Raw genomic sequence first — 22333 nt, 5'->3', positions numbered from 1 at the left:
AATATAGTAAATGCCCCCGTACCAATTCATGCGCATAGATCTATAGTTAGATCATATCCATAAAAATATATTCCCTTTGATGAATGCTAAAGGTTTTCTTTTATATTTTATTTCAATGCTTCATCTTTGCTAAAGCATTCTTAACTGACCAAATAGATGAAAAAAAATATTGCAATTATAATGGGCGGCTATTCTAGTGAATATAAAATATCGCTTAAAAGTGGTAATGTGGTCTATAATTACCTAGATAAAGAAAAGTTCAACCTTTATAGAATTCATATTTTTAAGGATAAATGGGTTCATGTCGATGATAATGAAAAGGAAACCCCCATTGACCGGAATAATTTTTCCATTCCCCTTAATGGCACATCGGTAACGTTTGATTGTATTTTCAATGCTATTCACGGATCACCGGGTGAAGATGGCTTAATGCAAGCCTATTTTGAACTTTTAGGACTAAAACATACTTCATGTGATTTTTACCAGGCCGCCCTTACCTTTAATAAAAGGGATCTATTAAGTGTTCTTAAACCTTACGGCATTAAAGCAGCTCCATCTTATTACTTAAACTTAGGCGATGATATCAATGAAAATGAGATCATAGAAAAAGTAAAACTTCCCTGTTTTGTTAAAGCGAACAAATCTGGAAGTAGTTATGGCATCACCAAAGTATATGAAGCCAAAGACCTAAAAAGTGCCATTGAAACAGCATACAAAGAAGACGATGAAATTATTATTGAAGGTTTTCTTGAAGGAACCGAAGTATCCGTAGGTGTTTTAAAACTGAAGGGAGAAACAACTGTTTTCCCTATTACCGAAATTGTTTCTGAAAACGATTTCTTTGATTACGAAGCCAAGTATGAAGGTAAATCACAAGAAATTACCCCTGCTAGAATTAATGATACACAATTGAAAAATGTTACTCAAGCCTCCAAGAAAATATACGATGTTTTAAAAATGACCGGTTTTTCCCGAAGTGAATTCATCTTTATTGGTGACGTGCCTTATTTATTGGAAATGAACACTACACCGGGTTTAACCACTGAAAGTATCTTACCTCAACAAGCAAAAGAGGCAGGTATTGACCTAGGCATGTTATTTGAACATGCTATAACAGAGGCATTGTCTTAAATTACCTATATTTAGAAAGTAAAACCAATATATGAGACGCGCAATTTTTCCTGGTTCTTTTGACCCATTGACCTTAGGTCATCATGATATTATTATGAGAGGTATTACTTTATTTGATGAAGTAATTATTGCTATAGGAAAAAATGCAGACAAAAAATACATGTTCAGTCTAGAACAACGTATAAAATTTATTGAGGAAGCTTTCAAAGATGTACCATCTATATCCGTTAAGTCGTATGAAGGACTAACAGTAGATTTTTGTAAGAAAGTAGATGCTAATTTTATTTTAAGGGGATTACGTAATCCTGGAGATTTTGAATTTGAGAAGGCCATAGCCCATACAAATAGAAAGTTATCTGAGATAGAAACCGTGTTTTTATTGACCTCATCGGGCAAATCGTACATTAGTTCGTCTATTGTAAGAGACGTAATACGCAATGGAGGCGATTATACAGGTCTAGTACCCGATTCTGTAAGAAAATAGATGCATTTCATCGGCCTGACAACATAAAAGGCTACCTCAACCACACTTTTTCGCAAAAACACAACAATTTACAAGGCAAGGTTAGAATATTCTTATAATTTAGTAGGAAAATTCTTTCCACCTATGCTGAAATCAAAAAATAGTTCATCATTTTCTTTAGATTGGATCAACCAAATTCCATCGTCTATTGCCATAATAGATACTGGTTTTAATTTAATGAGTGCATCACCTAGATGGCTTGCCAATTTTCAATTGGATCTTGACCAAATAGAAGGTGAAAACTTTATAAGTCTATTTCCTGAACTGTCTCAAGATCTTTCTACCCGTTTAAAATATAGTTTAGACGGTTTACGGGACATTAAGTTCAAATACAACGCTAAAGATTGTCATTATTCATCTGAAGATTCCATATGGCACTTAAATCCTTGGAAAGATGGATATGGAAATATAATTGGTGTGATCATTAAAGTTGAGCCCATTTCAAAAACAGAAGAATTAGAACGGGAACTGAATAAAACAAAACTGTTACTTAATAATAAAAGTTCTGTCGCAAAAATTGGCAGTTGGGAGCTTGATATTATTAACAACTCTTTACACTGGACACCAATTGTAAATAAAATATATGGTGTAAAAACCGACTTTGAACCAACTTTAGACAATGCCATTGCTTTTTACATAGATGACTCTAAAAAAATAATACAAAAAGCAGTGGAAGAGGCTATCAACCTAGGAAAACCTTGGAATGTAAAAGCTCAACTTAAACAACAGAATGGGAATATTATTTGGGTAAACACCATTGGTAGACCAAAGTTTAAAGATGGTAAATGCATTAGAGTCATAGGAACCATTCAAGAGGTTGATAAAGAAAATCAAATAGATGTTCAACTTTCAAAATTAGAAGACGAACTTAATGAATACCCATTATTTGAGAAAATTCCTCAAGGTCTTGCCATTGTTGATTTTGAAACTGGGAGATTTATAAATGTCAATCATCAATTTTTAAAATTATCAGGATTTGACAAGCCCACCTTTATAAACAAAAGCTTTAAAAAATTCGTTAATTCTTCAGTCACCGGAAAATTAGAAAGTTTAACAGATCAATTAGAAGAAAATGGCGCATTTAAGCCTGTAAAATTCACCTTCACCAATAAACTAAAACATCATTTAAATTTAAAGGTTACTGGTAATTTAGTGGTGGGTAAAAACAATAAAAGGATTATTCTCTGCACTATAGAAAATATTACCACACAAACTAAATTAGAAAAAAAATTAAAGAATACGATTTCAGCATCAAGAGAAAAAAATGATCAACTTCTTAATTTTGCCCACATGGTTTCCCACAACCTTAAAACACATGCGACTAACTTTTCGTTGCTCTTAAACTTTCTTAATGACGAGAAAGGCCTAACCCAGCGAAATAAATATATGACCATGCTTTTTAACGCATCTGACAATTTATCTGAAACAATTAAAGGTCTTAGGGAAATTGTAGCGGTAAAATCAAATCTAAACAATGAAAAAAAGACACTAAACCTTAATGAAAGTGTTTTTGTCGTAGAGCAAAATGTAGCTGGGTTACTTAAACAGACCAACGGCAAAATCATTAATGAAATTTCAGATGATACGACCATTAAGGCATTACCCGCCTATTTAAATAGTATTTTAACAAACTGCATTACCAATTCTATTAAATATAGGTGTGAAGAGAAAAAACCTATCATAATTTTAAGCGTACAGGAAGATAAAAACTATACCACTTTAAGCGTTGAGGATAACGGATTGGGGATAGATTTGGAAAAGTATGGAGACCAACTTTTTGGTCTTTATAAAACCTTTCATAGAAACAAAGAATCTAGAGGTATTGGTCTTTACATCACAAAAAACCAAATGGAAGCCATGAACGGTAAAATCACTGTAGAAAGCACACCTGGGCAAGGTTCTATTTTTAGGTTTCATTTTAACAAAAAGTAAAAACATAATTAAAAAGTAGTTTTTTAAATCTTTTACAACGTAAATGGCAGCATTCACAACAATTATATAGTTAAATATGTCATTCCCGTTAAATTCGTAAGAAATTTCATCGGTATGGTAAAAGTTCCCCTAACATCAAATGCCTCGTACTTAATTAGACAATTGCCGGCACCAACAGCCTTCATTGATACTAATTTTAATATTGTTCAGACTTCTGACAAATGGACGAGTCTTTTTAATAAAAATAATGAGTGCTGTAAATCTGATAGCTTATTTGACGTTTTTCCCGATTTAAGCCATAAATGGAAAATGGTAATAGAAAATTGTTTTAACGGTAATCCTCAGCCAATGGGCATTCATAAAGCCACTGATTGCGACGGACAAGAGCTTTGGTTCGAGTGGAGCAATGCGCCTTGGTATGATGTTGATGAAAATATCGTTGGGGCCATCATTCAATTAAGTAACATTACCGATGCAGTAAACAATGAGCTTGAATTGAACAAGAAAGAACTATTTCTTCAACAACAAGCAGAAATTAGCAAAATTGGTAGATGGGAGTATAACATTGCCGAAAACCAACTTATTTGGTGCGAAACTACCAAAGCCATACACGAGGTACCGCAAAATTTTTCTCCGAACATTGAAAATGCCTTATTTTATTACAAAGAGGGACATAGTAGAAATACTATATCAATGGCTTTGTACGAAGCACAAAATAAAGGGAAGGCTTGGAGTAATTTAAAATTGCAGATCATAACAGCTGCCGGAAAAGAAAAATGGGTAATGGCCGGGGGGAAACCTATTTATAATAAAGGTGAAATGGTTGGTCTTATAGGTACTTTTCAAGATATACATGAGCAGGTTGAAGCAAACATTAAAACTATAGATAATGAAAAACTGTTAAGAACGCTAATTGACAATTTACCTGTTAACGTATACATTAAGGATACAGAATCCAGAAAGGTATTGATCAATAAAGCGGAATGCGAATACCTAGGCGTAAAAGACCCTAAAGAAATTATTGGTAAAAATGATTTTGACCTGTACCCCTTAAAAGCTGCAGAAAAAATACGAGAAGAGGATTTAAAAGTAATGAATACCCTTGAACCTATTATTGGCAAGGAAACAAAAAAAATAACTTTAGACGGCAAGTCTACATCTTTTCTTAGTTCTAAAATTCCATTATTAAACAGTAAAGGGATAGCTTATGGCATTGTTGGCATTAGTTTAGACATTACAAAACTTAAAGAAAAGGAAAAAGAGTTAAGAAACATTATAAACATTGCCTCGGTACAAAACAAAAAACTACTGAACTTTGCACATATAGTCTCACATAATTTACGTTCTCACTCGGCAAATTTTTCAATGCTGCTGAACTTTTTAGAAAATGAAAAAGATGAAGATGAAAAGACAAAGATCGTAGAAATGTTGACCAAGGCCTCTAATAGCTTACTTGAAACCTTAGACAATTTAAATGAAGTAGTTTCAATAAATACAAACACCAATATAGAAATTAAAGAACTTTATTTAAATGAAAAGATAACAGATGCTAAGCAAGGTTTATCTTCACTTATTTTAAATAATAATGCCATTATTGAAAATAACATACCAGAAGATTTCACGGTAAGTTCAGTACCGGCATATTTAGATAGCATTTTAACCAACTTTATTTCTAATGCGGTAAAATATAAACACCCAGAAAGAGAAGCCAAGGTTGAATTAAGTGCAGAGAAAAAAGATAATTATTCAATATTGACCATAAAAGACAATGGTTTAGGAATAAATTTGGAGAAATATGGCAAAAAACTCTTTGGTATGTATAAAACCTTTCATGACCATAAAGATGCCAGAGGTATAGGACTATACCTAACCAAAAACCAAATTGACGCTATGAACGGTAAAGTTGAAGTTAGTAGTGTAGAAGGAGAAGGAACAGAATTTAAAATTTTCTTTAATGAAAAAAATTAGTGATATCACTATTATAGATGACGACGCAATTACCGTTTTTGGTTTGCGAAAATTAATCTCTTCTAGCGTAGATTGTAATACGATTGCATCATATGCAAATGGCAAAATTGCCATAGACGCTATGATCGATTTTTTTAATAATGAACAACAAATTCCGCAAATTATATTTTTAGATATCAATATGCCTATTATGGATGGATGGGAGTTTTTAGAAGCTTTCATCAATCTTCCCATTACCGATAAAATTAGAATTAATATTGTCACCTCTTCAATTGACCCTCGTGACCAACAACAATGGGAATATTTTAAAGGTAAAAGTCATCATCTCATAACTTTTAACCAAAAACCCATTGATAGAAATAAAATTGTAGAAATTACCCAAGTTGCATAAACCAATAAAGTAATCCTTATTTTTACAATCAATTAATGGCCTTTAAACCAATTTAATTGATTGTTCATGAAAGCGATCCTACCTCTATTATTGTTTTTTTCATTGATTTCTTGCGAGAATAAGATTGAAGATACCAAAACAGATTTTCCCACACCGTTTGAAACTTCCAATAAAACCGAAACGGCTACCTATGAACAGGTAATAGATTTTTACATAAAACTTGCCAAAGAATTTTCAACTATAAACATACAGACCATTGGCACTACTGATAGTGGCAAGCCGCTACATGTGGTAACATTTAGTAGCAAAGGTGATTTCGATTTCAAAAAATTAGCGATGAACAATACCATGTTATTGATTAATAACGGTATTCATCCTGGGGAGAGTGATGGTATAGATGCTACCATGTTACTTTTTAGAGATTTGGCAAGCAATGAAATTAAAACGCCTAAAGAAACCATTATTGCTACCATACCTGTTTATAATGTTGGTGGCGCCCTTAATAGGAACAGTACCACACGTGCCAACCAAAATGGCCCGGATGAATATGGTTTTAGAGGTAATGCCAAGAACTATGACCTTAATAGGGATTTTATAAAAACGGATACCAAAAACACAGAAACCTTTACCAAGATTTTTCATCTAATTGATCCAGATGTTTTTATAGATAACCATGTTAGCAACGGTGCGGACTATCAATACACCCTTACCCATTTATTTACCCAGCACAATAAATTAGGAGGAAAATTGGGTAAATATGTTCATGATGATCTAATGCCCCAACTACAAGACTCTTTATTGAACAACGGGTGGGATATTACGCCCTATGTAAATGTATTTAACTCACCGCCAGAAAATGGATTTCAGCAATTTCTGGACAACCCTAGGTACTCTACGGGGTACACCACGCTATGGAATACCGTAGGTATGATGGTAGAGACACATATGCTAAAACCCTACGATCAACGTGTAGCGGGAACGTACCAACTCATGTTGAACATGATTGCCATAGCAGAAAAAGATGGCAGCAAAATAAAAGAAATGAGAAATGCTGCAAAAAACGCTTTTCAGCAGAATGATTACTACCCTACTCAATGGCAAGTAGATACAACTAAAGTTTCAAATTTTATATTTAAAGGGTTTAAGGCCGATACATTAACTAGCGAAATTACTGGTTTTAACAGACTAAAATATAACCGAGAAGTACCTATAGAAACTGAAATAACTTACCAAGATTATTTTAAGGCATATGACTCCATACGCATACCAAAAGCATACGTACTAGGAAAGCAGTGGCACAATGTTATTAAAAGATTAGACTTGAATAAAATTTCGTACACTGAATTAAAACAAGATTCCACGATATTGGTCGAATCATATCAAATTGACGATTACAGTACGTATACATCACCTTACGAAGGTCATTATCCTCATTATAATACTTCTGTAAACGTGACCAATATTACTAAAGAATTTAAAGCTGGTGATATTGTAATACCAGTAGATCAACCCGGTCTTAGGTATATTATTGAAACGTTGGAGCCTAGTGCCGTAGATTCATTTTTTAACTGGAACTTTTTTGATACTATTCTACAACAAAAAGAAGGATTTTCTCCTTATGTTTTTGAGGACACCGCTTTAGAGATGCTAAACAATGATACCATACTAAAATCTGAATTTGAAAATAAAAAGATAGAAGACTTAGATTTTAAGAACAACTGGTACCTACAACTAAAATGGTTATTTAAACATAGTAAACACTATGAAGAGGCTTACATGCAATATCCGATATATAGAATAACTAACTGAATTTAATCTTCTTCAAATAGAATTCTTATGTTCACATAAGAATTCTCCAAGGCTTTTTTAATTTTTTCAGGACCTTTCCATCTAACTTTAAAAATGCCTTCTTTTTTTTCAGGTTTTAATTTACCCTCATAATCGGTACTCATTTCGTACCAAAATACTTGTTTGAGTTTGGTAATACCATTACGTCTAAAAACATGATATGTAGTGCGCAAGTAATTATCCAATCGGAGGCCTTTGACCCCTGTTTCTTCCTCTACTTCACGTATGGCACACTCTTCAATTGTTTCGCCTTTATCAAGTTTTCCTTTTGGCAAATCCCACTTATCATTTCTATAAATGAAAAGAACTTTTCTTTCCTTATTGTACACAACACCACCTCCTGCAATAACCAGTGGTATTTCTTGCGTAAACTTTTTTAAAATTTCATCGTGGTTTGGGTGGTATATGAACGCTTCCTCCAACTTCCCCTTCCTCAATGAACTTATAGCCTCTTCAATAGACTCCTTATTTAACAAAAAATACTCACCCTTTGTGGTATCGGAGAGTTTATTTGTTAAAATCAAAGGCAATTCATTAACAAAAACTTTATACATTTGCGTCATGGTTTTAGACAAAAACACTGCAAAAAAAACGGCAGAGCTTCTCTTGCAAATTAATGCAATAAAATTGAAACCCGAAAATCCTTTTACATGGGCTTCGGGTTGGAAATCTCCTATATATTGCGACAATAGGATTTTACTTTCTTACCCTATCATCCGAAACTATATTCGTGATGAAATGGCTAAGCAAGTTGAACAATTATATGGCAAGCCAGATTGTATTGTTGGGGTTGCCACCGGGGCAATTGGCATTGGTGCTTTGGTAGCGGACAAACTCAACCTACCATTCGTATATGTACGTCCTGAGCCTAAATCGCACGGGCGTCAAAATCAAATAGAAGGTCATTTAGAAGCACACCAAACGGTGGTTGTGATCGAAGATTTGATCAGTACCGGTAAAAGCAGCCTAAATGCCGTTAAGGCACTAAAAGCTATAGATGCCAAAGTTAAAGGCATGTTGGCTATTTTTACCTATGGTTTTGAAACTGCCGATTCTAATTTTAAAGAAGAAAATACAGAGTTGCACACGTTAAGCAATTACGCTCATTTAATTGAACAAGCTTCTGACACTGGTTATGTAAAAGAAGAGCAATTAGCAACTTTAATGGAATGGAGGAAAGACCCTTCTAAATGGACAAATAAATAATATATGTTTATAGAAACGCCTAAGGCACAAGTAGCAAAAAGTAAAGAAGATACTTTTAACTTTTTGAACGAACTATCTAATTTTAGACAGTTAATGCCAGAAAACATTGATAAGTTCGAAGTACTTAATGAAAATAGATTTCTTTTTGCCTTAAAAGGCATGCCCGAAATTGTATTGGAAAAAAAAGAGCAAACTCCTTTTGAACAAATAATTTTAGGTGCGGCCAGTGATAAATTGCCATTCACCTTAACGGCAAACATCCAAGAAGTTGATGGTCAGCAAAGTGAAGTTATTTTAAGCTTCAAAGGTGAATTTAATGCCATGATGGCCATGATGATCAAATCACCAATTACCAATTTCATAAATACGCTGTCAACAAATTTGTCAAAAATCTAATACAGTAACTGTATTTCTTTTAAGCCAAATTCTTGAAAATCACCATTTACTAGTTTCACTACCAATTTACCGTCAATAGAAACTTTTTCAATTGTACCGGTAATTTGTATGTCATCGTGAATCTTGAACGTACTCATTTGCCCTTTTTTAAATAAATGGGCATGATACTGTGCATACAATTCACTTTCCATTAATTGAAAAGGTTTGATCATGTTTTGATGTAGATGTTCTATCAGCGAATAATAAATTTCATCAAGATCAAAATCAGTACCGGTTATCGCATTTAATGAAGAGGCATGTGGTGCGCTTTTAAATGATTTTTGGTTTACATTTAAACCAAAACCTATTATACTCCGCTTTATTTTAGAACCAGTTATGATATTTTCGATTAAAATACCGCCGATTTTGTAATTACCTGACAGAATGTCGTTTGGCCATTTAATACTTAAATCAGGTATATCAAAATCTTTTAAGCTCTCTATTATAGCCAATGAAACACAAACACTTACAAGAAAAACTCGTTGAATAGGAATATCCAAATTCTTTTTCAATATACTGAATGCTAGATTCTTACCAGGCTCAGATTCCCATTTCGCATTTAACTGCCCCCTACCTGAAGTTTGATTTTTGGTAGTTACGACAGTAAAATCATCTAACTCCCTTTTAAATGACAAATCTTTTAAATAGGTATTTGTAGATTGCGTGGCATCAAGTTTGATTATTTGCATTTACAGTTCTTATTGTGAATCTTTAATGTATTGTTAAAAACTAGACCTAAAAGAACAAAAAAATAATAACTTTGTAAAAATTAAAATTTTTGAATGCAGGAAAATAAAACTAGCGCAGATGAGTTAATTGCATTAATTATACAAGGAGTTGACGAAGTAAAAGGACAAAATGTAAATCTATTAGATTTAAGAGAAATTGAAAACACCGTTTGTGATTACTTCATAGTTTGTAACGGTACGTCCAATACGCATGTAAATGCGATCGTAGGTTCTATCCAAAAAACAGTAAGTAAAGCGATTCAAGATAAACCCTGGCACGTAGAAGGCGAGGACAATGCCGAATGGGTATTGATGGACTATGTAAACGTAGTAGTCCACGTATTCCAAAAGCAAGTTCGAGAATTTTATGACATAGAAGGTTTATGGGGTGATGCAAAATTCACGACCATAGAAAGTAGCGTTAATCAATAAAAAATTAAAATGGCAAAAGAAAACAAAACAAATCCGAAAAAACCAAAATTTAGTTCTTGGTGGATTTACGGATTGGTAGCAGTATTACTTATTGGATTTCAACTGTTCAATAGTGATGACCTAGCTAGCACACAAAAAACGACTACTTCAGAATTACAGCAGTATTTGAGAAATGGCGATGTAAAAAAGATATTGATCATCACCAATACAAATCAAGCTAAGGTTTTTTTAACCGATGAGGCCATCGCAAAAGAAGTACATAAAGATGTAAACGAGAAGTCCTTTCTTCCATCATCTGGCAATGTACCTCAGTATACATTAGATTATGGTGATCTTCAAATATTTCAAAATGAAATAACTGAAATCAAAAAAGAGAACAACTTAGATACCATTATTGAATTTGGAAAAGAATCTACAGCCATTTTAGATTTCCTTTTATCCTTATTACCATTTGTATTGATTATTGGTATTTGGATCTATCTAATGCGTAGAATGTCTGGCGGAGGCGGAGGCGGTGCCGGTGGACAGATCTTCAATATCGGAAAATCTAAAGCGAAGTTGTTTGACGAAAAGACAGATACAAGAACTTCTTTTAAAGACGTTGCCGGTTTAGAAGGTGCAAAAGAAGAAGTTGAAGAGATTGTAGAATTCTTAAGAAATCCGGATAAGTATACATCATTAGGTGGTAAAATACCAAAAGGTGCATTACTTGTAGGACCTCCAGGAACAGGTAAAACACTTTTGGCCAAAGCCGTTGCAGGTGAAGCTAAGGTACCTTTCTTCTCTTTATCCGGTTCAGATTTCGTTGAAATGTTCGTAGGTGTAGGTGCATCTAGAGTACGTGACCTGTTTAAGCAAGCTAAAGACAAATCTCCAGCAATTATATTTATTGATGAAATTGATGCTATAGGTAGAGCCAGAGGAAAAAATAACTTCACGGGATCTAATGATGAACGTGAAAATACATTGAACCAGTTATTGACCGAAATGGATGGTTTTGGCACTAACACCAATGTAATAGTACTTGCTGCCACCAACCGTGCAGATGTATTGGATAAAGCTTTAATGCGTGCTGGTAGATTTGATAGACAGATTTATGTTGACCTACCGGATATTCGTGAGCGTAAGGAAATTTTTGAAGTTCATTTAAGACCTATTAAAACTGCTGAGACTTTAGATTTAGATTTCTTGGCAAGACAAACACCTGGTTTCTCAGGTGCTGATATCGCCAATGTATGTAATGAAGCCGCTTTAATAGCTGCACGTAATGAAAAGAAAGCGGTAACCAAACAAGATTTCCTAGACGCTGTAGATAGAATTGTTGGCGGTCTTGAAAAGAAAAATAAGATTATAACACCTGGTGAAAAAGAAACCATTGCTTACCACGAAGCTGGTCACGCAACCACAAGTTGGATGCTAGAACACGCTGCACCGTTAGTAAAAGTTACTATTGTACCAAGAGGACAATCTTTAGGAGCAGCTTGGTATTTACCTGAAGAGCGCTTGATCGTTAGGCCTGAACAAATGCTTGATGAAATGTGTGCAACTATGGGCGGTAGAGCTGCTGAAAAGGTGATTTTCAACAAAATTTCCACAGGCGCTTTGAGTGACCTGGAGAAAGTAACCAAACAAGCTAGGGCAATGGTTACTATTTACGGACTTAATGATGAAATAGGAAACATTACTTATTATGATTCATCAGGTCAAGATTCTTATGGATTCTCAAAACCGTATAGCGAAGACACCGCTCGTAAAATAGATGCCGAAATTTCAAAAATTATTGAAGAACAGTATCAACGTGCCATTAAAGTTTTAACGGACAATAAAGATAAACTAACCACTTTAGCAGAACGATTGTTGGAGAAAGAGGTTATCTTTAAGGAAGATTTGGAAAAAATCTTTGGTAAGCGAAATTTTGAAAAAGATATTTTAGCGTTAGAAAACGAAAAGAAACTTAAAGAAGAAGAGGATAATAATTCTACAGAGCAGCAAGAAATTACTGAAAATAAGTAAAATTGCAGTACTTTAGATAAGCAATTAGTTCAATAGTATAAATGGGGTTTTTAGATATTTTATTTGGTGGCGGCAAGAAGAAAGTTTCGAAAGAAACAGCAGAAACGCGTGGTGACCATATGCCCGATTTAAATATACCTGTTGATGAAAAATTTACTATTCATTTTAAACAGAATGGAGGTAAATTTATCTATTGCGATTCTGACAATGAGGTTTCACGAGCCATACAGAATATCGTAACTGAAAATAATTGGGAGAATGAGCCTTTCTTTGTTCTCAATGAAAGGCTAGCCCAAAAATTTTCTAAAGAACCTATTACCTTTACCGACAATACTAGACAAAGCGAAGTATTCTTTACTACCTGCGAGCATTTAATTGCACAAAATGGTAGTATTTTAGTTTGCTCTAACCAATTACTGGAAAAAAAGGTTAATGAATTACCAAGTAACGTAGTTGTATTTGCGACTACAAGTCAATTGGTAGAATCTATTGGAGAAGGTCTTAAGACCATAAAAAAGAAGTATGGCCAAAAAATACCGGCCAACATAACCACTTTAAAACACTTTAAAGCTACCGCAGAAAATTCAGATGATTTTCTAACGTATGGTAGTAGTACTAAAAATCTTTATCTTTTACTACTGGAAGATTTATAGTATGAAAGAAATTTTACGAAGGTCATTAACTGGGGCTGTATATATCATTTTATTGCTGTCAGCAGTATTTTTAAGCTCCGATGCGTTCGATTTTCTATTTATGACCTTTGGACTAGCATGTCTTTACGAGTATAAAAAATTGGTTCGCCTTAAAGGATATCACATATTTGCAGCATACTTAGCGCTTTGGTGGGCATTTATATATTTGGTAAAAGACCAACAGGTTATTAATATACTTATGTTAATTACTATCGTGGTAGATATATTTCTATTGATCAACCTTTTCACAAAAAAACCTTTAGTACTCAACACTCCATTAAAATTTATAGTAGGATTGTTCTATATTGGTGGAGGATGTATTTTTCTTACTATGATACCTTACAAAAATGATGCATTTGCCAAATTATTGATCATGGGCATTTTTATATTGATATGGGTAAATGATTCATTTGCATATTTAGTAGGCAAAAGTATTGGGCGTACTAAACTTTTTCCATCAGTTTCTCCTAAAAAAACTATTGAAGGTACTTTAGGAGGTTTTATATTTGCACTGGCAGCAGCTTATCTTATGGCAACTTTTGAGGAGCTAATTAGTCCTATTCAATGGATGATACTTGCTACTGTTATAGTTGTTGCGGGTAGTTTAGGAGATTTAATAGAATCTAAATTCAAACGAACAGCTGGCGTTAAGGATAGTGGAGCCATATTACCAGGTCATGGTGGTATGCTTGATCGTTTGGATAGTTTGGTTTTTGCAGCACCGTTTGCATATTTAACTTTAAATATTTTTAGTTATGTTTCATAGAGAGGGACAAAAAATAATATTGTTTTCTTTTTTACTTGTTGGGGTTAGTATACTATTGGCCCATTTCTTTATTGATATAGCATGGCTGAAGCTAACGGTACAAATACTTGGCTTAATTATCTTGATAATCATACTACAGTTTTTTAGAAACCCTAAAAGACTGGCCAAAAAAGATTTTAATGAAATTTTGTCTCCTGTAGATGGCAAGGTTGTAGTTATTGAAGAAGTAGAAGAGAAAGAATATTTTAAGGATAAGAGAAGGCAAGTATCTATCTTCATGTCTCCCGTTAACGTACATGTTACCAGATACCCTGCAAGCGGTAGTATTACTTTCTCAAAATATCACCCAGGTAAGTACCTAGTAGCATGGCACCCAAAATCAAGCGAAGAAAACGAAAGAACAACGGTAGTCATAAAAACACCTAAATTCGGAGAAATTCTTTACCGACAAATTGCGGGTGCATTGGCCAGGCGAATTGTAAATTATGCTGAAGAAGGTGAAAGTGTGCAGCAAGGTGACGATGCCGGTTTTATCAAGTTTGGCTCAAGAGTAGATTTGTTTTTACCACTAGACTGCCAAATTAATGTAAAACTTAACCAAAAAGTTAAAGGCGCCGGCACGTGTATTGCTACTTTTATTGACCCAAATGAAAAAGACGAACTTACATACTGAATTTGAGAAGACGGTTGATTTGGTAAATAACTATACTGAACCTATACCTGCAGATGTTCTTTTAAAACTTTATGCCTATTACAAAATAGCGAATGCTAATTTTGAAAACCCAGGCAGTAAAACTCCCTTGATAAATGCATTTAAGGCAAACGCCCTTTTTCAAGCCAAGAATATGAGCAAAAAAAAGGCTATGCAAGCTTATATTGAATTAGCTACGAAAGAATTGAAGACAGGACAATGACCTTTTGTAAAATTTAAATTAAATTTATAGTTGTTGCAGTAGAGTTTAAAATTTTATTTAAACATATGACACGTGCCAAATGAAACAACTAGAAAAATTAAAACTCAACATTCTCAGAATCTCCATAGGACTTGTTTATCTATTTTTTGGCTTTATAAAATTTATACCCAATCTAAGTCCGGCCGAAGATTTAGCCACCAATACAATCGGAATTTTGACTTTTGGAATTTTGCATTCCTCCTTAAGCTTAATTGTATTAGCAGTTGTTGAAACCTTAATAGGTGTCTTTCTCATTGCAAACTGGAAACCCAGAATTTTTATCAGTATAGCTATAGTTCACATACTTTTCACATTTACTCCTTTATTTTTATTACCAGAAGAAATTTTTGGCAAAGGTGAATTGGTTTTTACTTTGGCAGGGCAATATATAGTTAAGAATATAATCATTTTGAGTGCCCTTTTATCTTTAAAAATAGATTTAAACAACAATCTTGAAAAAACTGACAGCACGGAACCACCGTCAGAACAATTGATTGCCATTAAAAATCAATGATATAAATCTTCTAAATCCGCATCACAAAGAGAACAGATAAGATCTTCTAATTTTTCACATACATCATTAAAAAAACGTTGCCCTTTTTCAGCAGTTGCATACTCTGGATTACCTATCCCTGTGTCACTACTAACTTTAGACCATTGGCGTTCTGCCCAAGCCCAACCCTCATTATAAGCTTTAATCTTAAATTTTTTAGCACTACCACTACCCCATGATTCTTTCACCAATACCAGTTCTGGTCTTAAATAAAGCATTAGGCTAGTCTCCATCTCATCTGCATGATCACCTTTTTCCTTGAAATATTTAGATTTATCTAACATTGGTGGAAAAAAGCAGAAACTGATGAACATCTTTGGAAACATTAAACCCAGTTCCCTAACAATCGGTTTAAAGTTATTACCACCATGCCCATTAAATAATAATAGTTTTCTAATTCCCTGTCTATCTAATACGTTTACCAAGTCTTTCAATATTGCCAGTTGGGTAGACGGATTTAAATTCATATCTAAATAAATATCCTTTTGCCCTGTATTGACACCGTAAGGTATGGTGGGTAAAATAATTACTTTTTTACCCTTTTCCCATGCGATCTTACCCGCAGCTTCAACCATATTTTCAGCTTGGTAGTTATCTGTGCCATATGGCAGATGATAATTATGTGCTTCTGTTGCACCCCACGGTAATACCGCCAGTTCTATATTTTCATCCTTTAAATGATTCCAGTTTGTTTCTGCTAGTATATATGGTCGTATCATAGCATTAAAGATACTATATACGCATAAAAAAACCCTTGAATAAATTCAAGGGTCTGTATATTATTTACTTAATGTTATGTACTTACAGGACTTTTTTACCAGATATAATGTTGTATAAGATTACAATAACTGCAATCACCAATAAAATATGTACTAAACTACCGGTTGCAAGTCCAGGAACAATTCCTAGCATTCCTAATAACCATATAATTATACAAATAACTGCTACTAACCATAATAGACTTCTCATAATGTGTGTTTTTAGATTGTTTATATGGTAAATTTAAAAGGATTCCCCCTGCACCCTTAACTCAAACCAATTGATTACTAGCTCTAAATCAGAGCCATACCATCAACGCACTTCACTATAAACATTTAAAACCAACCACTTACATTAAATTTTCCTTAAAAAAATCAATGGTTCGCGACCATGCCAGTTCCGCTGCCGGTTCGTCATATCTTGGAGTTGACGTATTATGAAAACCATGATTAACATTCGGATAGAAATAGGCTGTATTATCTTTACCCAGCTCATTAAGCTTTTTTTCATATTCAGGCCATCCGGCATTTACGCGTTCGTCCAAACCTGCGTATTGCAGTAATAAAGGAGCGTTTATATCTTCTATTCCTTCCGTAGGTTGACCACCATAAAATGGAACCGCAGCTGCCAATTCCGGCACTTTCACTGCCATCATATTAGAGATCCATCCACCGAAACAAAAACCTACAACCCCTATCTTGCCTGTACACCCTTCATGATTCTTTAAATAATTAAATGCTGCAATAAAATCCTCAAGCATTTCATTTCTGTCTCTTTTCCGTTGCATCTCCCTACCCTCATCATCATTTCCCGGATAACCACCTAACGGACTCAAAGCATCTGGGGCAATCGTGATAAAACCCGCTAGAGCAGCTCTTCTTGCCGTATCCTCAATATACGGATTCAAACCTCTATTTTCATGTACCACCACTATACCCGGTAACTTTACGTCAGCTGATTTTGGTTTTGATAGTAATGCCTTAATCTCTCCACCGCCTTTTGGCGAATCATAGGTAATAAAACCAGAATCAAGATCAGGATTGTTTTTATCAACCAATAACGTAGTTTCGTAATCTGGCATTAAAAAACTCATTAACGAAGGTACAGTAATACCACCTACTGCATACATTGATAGTTTTTGCACAAAGTCTCGCCGTTCTAATTTATTATGCGCATAGGCATCGTAAAGGTCGAACACTTCTTGTTTAATATCCTCTTTTCTTAATGATTTCATTTTCAAAGCTTTTTGGTTCTATTTAAAATTACAAAAAGCACTTGAGTGCGTCCATGATTTTAACAATAGAAAAAGCCTCACTCCCAAAAATAGGAATGAGGCTTTGTTATTTATTAAAGAATATTAGCCTAAACTTGCTAAACTCTTTTCTAAAGTTTCAATTTTAGCCTCGGCATCAGCTAATTTTTGACGCTCAATTGCTATTACCTTTTCAGGGGCATTATTGACAAAACGCTCATTAGATAATTTCTTCTGAACAGACTGTAAGAATCCTTTGGTATATTTCAACTCTTCATTGATTTTCACAATTTCAGCCTCAATATCTATAGCACCTTCCATAGGTACAAAGTATTCGTTACTCTTTACCCTAAATGTCAATGCACCTTCTAACTGCTCTTCTGTATAAGCAATATCAGAAACATTGGTAAGTTTTGATATGACAACATCAAAACGATCACTCACCTTTTCAGTATTCAAAACAGATAATTCCAATGCTTCTTTCATAGGAATATTCTTATTCTTTCTTATAGTTCTAATCCCGGCAATAACCTCAGCGGCAAAATCGAACTCTTCCAATAATTGTTCATCTATTTTACCTATTGTTGGCCACTTTGCAATCACCAATGCTTCGCTCTCGCTCCTTTTTGAAATATGCTGCCACACCTCCTCGGTCAAAAATGGCATGAACGGATGTAACAATTTCAAGTTCTGCTCAAATAGCTGAATTACCTTATCAAAAGTAATTTTATCAATAGGTTGTTGGTATGCAGGTTTAATAATCTCCAATAAAGAAGAACTATAATCATCCCAAACCAATTTATAAATTGACATTAAAGCATCGGAAATACGGAACTTGCTAAAGTGATCCTCAATCTCTACCAAGGTCTTGTTCAATTTAGACTCGTACCACTCTAAACCAAGTTTTGATGCTTCGGGCTGTGGTATATCTGCAACCTCCCAACCTTTAACCAATCGGAAACCGTTCCAAATTTTATTGGCAAAGTTTTTTCCTTGCTGACACAGATCTTCATCGAACATTAAATCGTTACCTGCCGCCGAACTTAACAATAAACCAACACGTACGCCATCCGCTCCATAATCTTCAATTAATTTTAATGCATCTGGCGAGTTCCCTAAAGATTTAGACATCTTGCGACGTTGCTTATCCCTTACCAAGCCTGTGAAATAAACATTCTCAAAAGGTTTCTTACCTCTAAACTCATACCCGGCAACTATCATTCTAGCTACCCAAAAGAATAGAATATCCGGACCCGTAACCAAATCGTTGGTAGGATAGTAATAATTCACCTCTTCATTATCCGGATCCATAATGCCTCCGAATACACTCATTGGCCATAACCAAGATGAAAACCAAGTATCTAGCACATCGGCATCTTGCCTTAAATCACTTTCCTGCAAATCTGAATTGCCAGATTTCTCCTTTGCCAGTTCTAATGCCTCCTTTAAATTAGCGGCAACCACAAAATCTTCTTGACCGTCGCCAAAATAGAACGCCGGTATCTGTTGTCCCCACCACAATTGTCTAGAGATGTTCCAATCACGAACGTTCTCCATCCAATGGCGATATGTATTTTCAAATTTCTTTGGATGCAGTTTTACATCTCCACTTTCCAACACTGCTTCTAAAGCGGGTTTTGCCAAATCTTCCATTTTTAAAAACCACTGATCAGACAGTTTAGGTTCTATGACAGCTTTGGTTCTTTCTGAGGTACCTACCTTATTGATATGGGTTTCGGTTTTTACCAAAATACCCTTTTCCTCCAATTCTTTTGAGATTTCTTTTCTAACTACAAAACGATCTTTACCCTCGTAATGCATACCAAAACTATTTAAGGTGGCATCATCATTAAAGATATCTATAGTCTCCAAGTTATGCTTTTCGCCTAGCGCTTTGTCATTTATGTCATGCGCAGGTGTCACCTTTAAACAACCGGTACCGAACTCTACATCAACGTACTCATCTTCTATAATAGGTATTACCCTATTACAAATAGGCACAATAACGTTTTTACCTTTTAAATGGGTAAAGCGCTCATCGTTAGGGTTAATACATATAGCTGTATCACCCAAAATAGTTTCTGGTCTTGTGGTAGCAATGGTCACTTTTTCATCTGAACCTTCTATGTCATATGACAAATAGTACAACAAACCTTGTTTTTCTTCATACACCACTTCTTCATCAGACAAGGTTGTTTGCGCCTCTGGATCCCAATTTACCATTCGATAACCGCGATAAATCAATCCTTTATTATAAAGGTCTATGAACACTTTTATAACACTATCATATCTTTCTTGATCCATAGTGAACGCTGTACGGTCCCAATCACAAGAACAGCCCAATTTCTTTAACTGCTCTAGTATGATACCCCCATACTGGTGTGTCCAGTCCCAAGCATGTTTCAAAAACTCTTCCCTTGTCAGGTCATTTTTATTGATACCTTGTTCTTTTAGTTTAGCCACCACTTTTGCCTCTGTAGCAATAGATGCGTGATCCGTACCAGGTACCCAGCATGCATTTTTACCTAATAAACGAGCTCTTCTGATCAATACATCTTGTATAGTATTGTTCAGCATATGCCCCATATGAAGAATACCGGTTACGTTTGGTGGTGGTATTACAATACTATAAGGTTCCCTATCATCGGGAACCGAATGAAAATATCCGTTTTTCATCCAATACTCATACCATTGAGATTCTGTGGACTGCGGATTATATTTTGAAGGAATTTCCATATTTGGAACAGTTTTTGAATAAATAAATATGTGGTTATTAAAAATAAAGCCGAACTGACATTCTAACGGTCATTTCAGCTAAATTTTACCTAAAATTAAATACGAAACAAAAATAAGTAACGTTAGAGTATAACAAAAGGATTTTGAGGTTGATCTGAAAAGATTTAATTTTGAAATCCACCCAAAATTAAAAATGATGAAAAAAATAGTACTTGTATTATTTGTAGGCTTACTAGGATTTAGCTTGACCGCTCAAGACACTGCGGCCAAAATAGAGTTTAAGTCAGAAACGGTTGATTATGGTGAAATAGCAAAAGGTTCTGACGGAGTTAGAGTTTTTGAATTTACCAACACCGGTACTGCTCCGCTTATTGTAAGTAAAGTAAGTTCTAGCTGTGGATGTACAATTCCAAAAAAACCGGAAGACCCAATTTTACCAGGTAAAACAGGTGAAATTCAAGTTAAGTATGATACTAACAGAGTTGGACCTATTCGTAAAGCGATTACGGTAATATCTAACGCAGATACACCAACAAAAGTTTTAAAGATCAAAGGAGAAGTAAAAGCTTCTACCGGTACCAAATAAAAATTACTGATGTAAAATTAAAAGCCCAACTGAAAAGTTGGGCTTTTTTTTGTCTTATTGATCATCAAAAAGGGGTTTTAACTCAAAGCTGAACAACAAATCATTGTCATAACGCTCTACCAAAACCTTTATCCTTTTATCTTTTTTTACATTAAGCATGTGCATGATCTCTTGTAATTTGTATCTATGAATACGCTTACCATTTACAGCCAAAATTACATCACCCTCACGCAAGCCTGCTGAATGTGCCGGACTCCCTTGACGAATTCCCGATACAATTATCTCTGGCACCAAACTCAACCTTGTAGCTCCTTGAAGCAAGATTTGAACATCTCCATAAGATTTTGCATTACTATTTACAACACCGTTAGCATCGGTAATTCTTTCTGAAACATACCGCATACCGGCATGTTGAAGATCAATACCACTAATATTATATTGAAATAGCTTACCAAAGTTTGAATTCTTGGTTAGTATGAGTTTTTCATTAGCATAATCAAACACCACATGAAAACGCTTTATAATCTCCCCGCCAAGACTACCATTTCTACCACCAAAATCAGCAATAGTATTAAATGTTTCCATATCAGGAAATGCTGCCTTGGCATCGCTTAAAATAAAATCAGAAATCTTTAAATGATTTATTTTGGTCCTCTTTCCAAAAATATCTCCTGCCAAACCTTTGCCAAGAAAATCCTGATAGTGTTTTTTTGGAAGTTGAATTCTCTCATCTTCAAACAACCAAACCGCATCACTACTACCCGTATCCAACAATAATTTAACAGGAATTTCATCGGTTTTATTGACCATCACATGAGCATCTAAATATGCTTTTCTTCTAATTACCGACATGTCCACTACCCTAGTATGCTTAGACGTTTTATATGTGTAAAGCGCTGGATCATAAAACTTAATGGTCTTTTTGATATAATTGACATCCACAACAAAATCCCTAAATAAATCATACCCAATAATACCATGCACAGGAATACCTAGACTTGGAGAAAAATTAATTCCCGCATCCATCACTACATAAATATTTTGATAAAGGTTCTTTACACCACCCAGTTCCACCCTATTATTAGTAGACTTTAATGCGTTAATGGGATCACCTTCCCCCAAACCGTTAATGGTAATCTCAGTAACATTATTCAACTGAATGGAATCTTGATCCGCCAAATTGAACAAAATGGGCGTGCCCACACCAGAATCTAACACAAAAGACAATTCAGTTCCGTTCACCTCTACAGGAATAATCATAAGATTATTAATGAGCTGAAATTTTACCTTTTGAAACTTCTTGCCCTTTGGCAGTTGGTATGTTTGTGCATTTACAGATGAACCCGCACAACCAGCAAGGAGAATCAAAAAAAAGATACATCTACGTAACATAATCTATATGAATTAGTTAAGCCTTTTTAAGATACGT

Annotated in this window: 23 protein-coding genes; 16 read left to right on the top strand and 7 right to left on the bottom strand. The window is 34.5% G+C overall.

All coding sequences use genetic code 11. The features are described 5' to 3' along the window. Positions 1-156 precede the first annotated feature (156 nt). From CSC80_RS13005 to CSC80_RS12980, 6 genes are all read left to right on the top strand, one after another. Positions 157-1131, top strand: a complete 975-nt coding sequence (locus CSC80_RS13005; protein WP_091602336.1) for a D-alanine--D-alanine ligase — start codon at positions 157-159, stop codon at positions 1129-1131. 31 nt (positions 1132-1162) lie between these two features. After that, positions 1163-1615, top strand: coding sequence for a pantetheine-phosphate adenylyltransferase (gene coaD, locus CSC80_RS13000; protein WP_071340074.1), 453 nt, complete (start codon positions 1163-1165; stop codon positions 1613-1615). Positions 1616-1738: 123 nt separating this feature from the next. Beyond that, positions 1739-3586: an ATP-binding protein gene (locus CSC80_RS12995; RefSeq protein WP_099192411.1), complete on the top strand. Its 1848-nt coding sequence runs from the start codon at positions 1739-1741 to the stop codon at positions 3584-3586. Between the two features lie 114 nt (positions 3587-3700). After that, complete coding sequence (locus tag CSC80_RS12990) at positions 3701-5554, top strand: PAS domain S-box protein (protein ID WP_099192409.1); 1854 nt, start codon at positions 3701-3703, stop codon at positions 5552-5554. Continuing rightward, positions 5541-5945 (top strand): response regulator, encoded by a 405-nt coding sequence (locus tag CSC80_RS12985; protein ID WP_058105968.1) that lies wholly within the window; start codon positions 5541-5543, stop codon positions 5943-5945. Before CSC80_RS12990 ends, CSC80_RS12985 begins: the two co-directional genes overlap by 14 nt. A 66-nt stretch (positions 5946-6011) precedes the next feature. Further along, positions 6012-7754: a M14 family metallopeptidase gene (locus CSC80_RS12980; protein WP_099192407.1), complete on the top strand. Its 1743-nt coding sequence runs from the start codon at positions 6012-6014 to the stop codon at positions 7752-7754. A gap of 2 nt (positions 7755-7756) precedes the next feature. Here CSC80_RS12980 and CSC80_RS12975 read toward each other — a convergent pair whose 3' ends face one another. Beyond that, entirely contained in the window at positions 7757-8347 is a 591-nt protein-coding gene (locus CSC80_RS12975) for an NUDIX domain-containing protein (RefSeq protein WP_058106014.1), read from the bottom strand. A gap of 7 nt (positions 8348-8354) precedes the next feature. On the opposite strand from CSC80_RS12975, the gene pyrE reads away from it, so the two are divergent. Both pyrE and CSC80_RS12965 read left to right on the top strand, forming a co-directional pair. Then, on the top strand, positions 8355-8999 hold the full coding sequence (gene pyrE, locus CSC80_RS12970; protein ID WP_058105966.1) for an orotate phosphoribosyltransferase: 645 nt from the start codon (positions 8355-8357) through the stop codon (positions 8997-8999). Between the two features lie 3 nt (positions 9000-9002). Beyond that, positions 9003-9395, top strand: a complete 393-nt coding sequence (locus CSC80_RS12965; RefSeq protein WP_071340078.1) for an orotate phosphoribosyltransferase — start codon at positions 9003-9005, stop codon at positions 9393-9395. On the opposite strand, the gene CSC80_RS12960 is transcribed toward CSC80_RS12965, so the two are convergent. Next, positions 9392-10123 carry a biotin--[acetyl-CoA-carboxylase] ligase gene (locus tag CSC80_RS12960; RefSeq protein WP_099192405.1) on the bottom strand — a complete coding sequence of 244 codons (732 nt, stop codon included), beginning with the start codon at positions 10121-10123 and terminating at the stop codon, positions 9392-9394. The genes CSC80_RS12965 and CSC80_RS12960 overlap by 4 nt on opposite strands. A 93-nt stretch (positions 10124-10216) precedes the next feature. Here CSC80_RS12960 and rsfS point away from each other — a divergent pair, with 93 nt between their 5' ends. The 7 genes from rsfS to CSC80_RS12925 all read left to right on the top strand — a co-directional run bounded on the left by rsfS (position 10217) and on the right by CSC80_RS12925 (position 15532). Next, positions 10217-10594: a ribosome silencing factor gene (gene rsfS, locus CSC80_RS12955; RefSeq protein WP_058105963.1), complete on the top strand. Its 378-nt coding sequence runs from the start codon at positions 10217-10219 to the stop codon at positions 10592-10594. A gap of 9 nt (positions 10595-10603) precedes the next feature. Further along, positions 10604-12607: an ATP-dependent zinc metalloprotease FtsH gene (gene ftsH, locus CSC80_RS12950; protein WP_058105962.1), complete on the top strand. Its 2004-nt coding sequence runs from the start codon at positions 10604-10606 to the stop codon at positions 12605-12607. A 41-nt stretch (positions 12608-12648) separates the two neighbouring features. Further along, positions 12649-13260: an LUD domain-containing protein gene (locus CSC80_RS12945; RefSeq protein ID WP_099192403.1), complete on the top strand. Its 612-nt coding sequence runs from the start codon at positions 12649-12651 to the stop codon at positions 13258-13260. 1 nt (position 13261) lies between these two features. Beyond that, complete coding sequence (locus tag CSC80_RS12940) at positions 13262-14065, top strand: phosphatidate cytidylyltransferase (RefSeq protein WP_058105960.1); 804 nt, start codon at positions 13262-13264, stop codon at positions 14063-14065. Beyond that, a complete protein-coding gene (locus CSC80_RS12935) occupies positions 14055-14738 on the top strand; it encodes a phosphatidylserine decarboxylase family protein (RefSeq protein ID WP_058105959.1) in 684 nt (227 codons plus the stop codon). The genes CSC80_RS12940 and CSC80_RS12935 overlap by 11 nt, the downstream gene beginning before the upstream one ends. Beyond that, positions 14713-14979, top strand: coding sequence for an acyl-CoA-binding protein (locus tag CSC80_RS12930; protein WP_099192401.1), 267 nt, complete (start codon positions 14713-14715; stop codon positions 14977-14979). The genes CSC80_RS12935 and CSC80_RS12930 overlap by 26 nt, the downstream gene beginning before the upstream one ends. Positions 14980-15058: 79 nt before the next feature. Then, positions 15059-15532, top strand: a complete 474-nt coding sequence (locus tag CSC80_RS12925) for a doxx family protein (protein WP_099192399.1) — start codon at positions 15059-15061, stop codon at positions 15530-15532. Here the strand turns inward: CSC80_RS12925 and CSC80_RS12920 are convergent. The 4 genes from CSC80_RS12920 to CSC80_RS12910 form a co-directional block, all read right to left on the bottom strand. After that, the gene (locus CSC80_RS12920) at positions 15526-16290 is read right to left on the bottom strand and encodes a creatininase family protein (RefSeq protein ID WP_201796638.1); all 765 of its coding nucleotides are present in this window, start codon (positions 16288-16290) and stop codon (positions 15526-15528) included. The two genes, CSC80_RS12925 and CSC80_RS12920, sit on opposite strands and share 7 nt — an antisense overlap. Before the next feature lie 82 nt (positions 16291-16372). Continuing rightward, positions 16373-16540 carry a lmo0937 family membrane protein gene (locus tag CSC80_RS19345; protein WP_027067903.1) on the bottom strand — a complete coding sequence of 56 codons (168 nt, stop codon included), beginning with the start codon at positions 16538-16540 and terminating at the stop codon, positions 16373-16375. Between the two features lie 139 nt (positions 16541-16679). Continuing rightward, positions 16680-17564, bottom strand: coding sequence for a dienelactone hydrolase family protein (locus tag CSC80_RS12915; protein ID WP_099192397.1), 885 nt, complete (start codon positions 17562-17564; stop codon positions 16680-16682). 123 nt (positions 17565-17687) lie between these two features. Further along, positions 17688-20318: a valine--tRNA ligase gene (locus tag CSC80_RS12910; RefSeq protein WP_099192395.1), complete on the bottom strand. Its 2631-nt coding sequence runs from the start codon at positions 20316-20318 to the stop codon at positions 17688-17690. Positions 20319-20511: 193 nt separating this feature from the next. Between CSC80_RS12910 and CSC80_RS12905 the strand changes: the two genes are divergently transcribed. Next, a complete protein-coding gene (locus CSC80_RS12905; protein ID WP_082643031.1) occupies positions 20512-20904 on the top strand; it encodes a DUF1573 domain-containing protein in 393 nt (130 codons plus the stop codon). Positions 20905-20958: 54 nt separating this feature from the next. Here CSC80_RS12905 and CSC80_RS12900 read toward each other — a convergent pair whose 3' ends face one another. After that, positions 20959-22296, bottom strand: a complete 1338-nt coding sequence (locus CSC80_RS12900; protein ID WP_099192393.1) for an aspartyl protease family protein — start codon at positions 22294-22296, stop codon at positions 20959-20961. Positions 22297-22333: the final 37 nt, after the last annotated feature.

Origin of the sequence: Maribacter sp. 6B07, from assembly GCF_002700155.1 — a bacterium.
GTDB lineage: Bacteria > Bacteroidota > Bacteroidia > Flavobacteriales > Flavobacteriaceae > Maribacter > Maribacter dokdonensis.
Note: the sequence above shows the minus strand (reverse complement) of the source record. Positions and strands in the feature narration are given on the sequence as shown.

Bases quoted from the DNA above. Each gene is read 5' to 3' on its own strand.
- CSC80_RS12985 (WP_058105968.1), top strand. From the start codon at position 5,541: ATGAAAAAAATTAGTGATATCACTATTATAGATGACGACGCAATTACC.
- CSC80_RS12980 (WP_099192407.1), top strand. From the start codon at position 6,012: ATGAAAGCGATCCTACCTCTATTATTGTTTTTTTCATTGATTTCTTGC.
- CSC80_RS12990 (WP_099192409.1), top strand. From the start codon at position 3,701: ATGGTAAAAGTTCCCCTAACATCAAATGCCTCGTACTTAATTAGACAA.
- CSC80_RS13005 (WP_091602336.1), top strand. From the start codon at position 157: ATGAAAAAAAATATTGCAATTATAATGGGCGGCTATTCTAGTGAATAT.
- CSC80_RS12995 (WP_099192411.1), top strand. From the start codon at position 1,739: ATGCTGAAATCAAAAAATAGTTCATCATTTTCTTTAGATTGGATCAAC.
- CSC80_RS12935 (WP_058105959.1), top strand. From the start codon at position 14,055: ATGTTTCATAGAGAGGGACAAAAAATAATATTGTTTTCTTTTTTACTT.
- CSC80_RS12965 (WP_071340078.1), top strand. From the start codon at position 9,003: ATGTTTATAGAAACGCCTAAGGCACAAGTAGCAAAAAGTAAAGAAGAT.
- CSC80_RS19345 (WP_027067903.1), bottom strand. From the start codon at position 16,540: ATGAGAAGTCTATTATGGTTAGTAGCAGTTATTTGTATAATTATATGG.
- CSC80_RS12910 (WP_099192395.1), bottom strand. From the start codon at position 20,318: ATGGAAATTCCTTCAAAATATAATCCGCAGTCCACAGAATCTCAATGG.
- rsfS (WP_058105963.1), top strand. From the start codon at position 10,217: ATGCAGGAAAATAAAACTAGCGCAGATGAGTTAATTGCATTAATTATA.
- CSC80_RS12940 (WP_058105960.1), top strand. From the start codon at position 13,262: ATGAAAGAAATTTTACGAAGGTCATTAACTGGGGCTGTATATATCATT.
- CSC80_RS12920 (WP_201796638.1), bottom strand. From the start codon at position 16,290: ATGATACGACCATATATACTAGCAGAAACAAACTGGAATCATTTAAAG.
- CSC80_RS12925 (WP_099192399.1), top strand. From the start codon at position 15,059: ATGAAACAACTAGAAAAATTAAAACTCAACATTCTCAGAATCTCCATA.
- pyrE (WP_058105966.1), top strand. From the start codon at position 8,355: ATGGTTTTAGACAAAAACACTGCAAAAAAAACGGCAGAGCTTCTCTTG.
- CSC80_RS12900 (WP_099192393.1), bottom strand. From the start codon at position 22,296: ATGTTACGTAGATGTATCTTTTTTTTGATTCTCCTTGCTGGTTGTGCG.
- CSC80_RS12930 (WP_099192401.1), top strand. From the start codon at position 14,713: ATGAAAAAGACGAACTTACATACTGAATTTGAGAAGACGGTTGATTTG.
- CSC80_RS12915 (WP_099192397.1), bottom strand. From the start codon at position 17,564: ATGAAATCATTAAGAAAAGAGGATATTAAACAAGAAGTGTTCGACCTT.
- coaD (WP_071340074.1), top strand. From the start codon at position 1,163: ATGAGACGCGCAATTTTTCCTGGTTCTTTTGACCCATTGACCTTAGGT.
- CSC80_RS12905 (WP_082643031.1), top strand. From the start codon at position 20,512: ATGATGAAAAAAATAGTACTTGTATTATTTGTAGGCTTACTAGGATTT.
- CSC80_RS12945 (WP_099192403.1), top strand. From the start codon at position 12,649: ATGGGGTTTTTAGATATTTTATTTGGTGGCGGCAAGAAGAAAGTTTCG.
- ftsH (WP_058105962.1), top strand. From the start codon at position 10,604: ATGGCAAAAGAAAACAAAACAAATCCGAAAAAACCAAAATTTAGTTCT.
- CSC80_RS12975 (WP_058106014.1), bottom strand. From the start codon at position 8,347: ATGTATAAAGTTTTTGTTAATGAATTGCCTTTGATTTTAACAAATAAA.
- CSC80_RS12960 (WP_099192405.1), bottom strand. From the start codon at position 10,123: ATGCAAATAATCAAACTTGATGCCACGCAATCTACAAATACCTATTTA.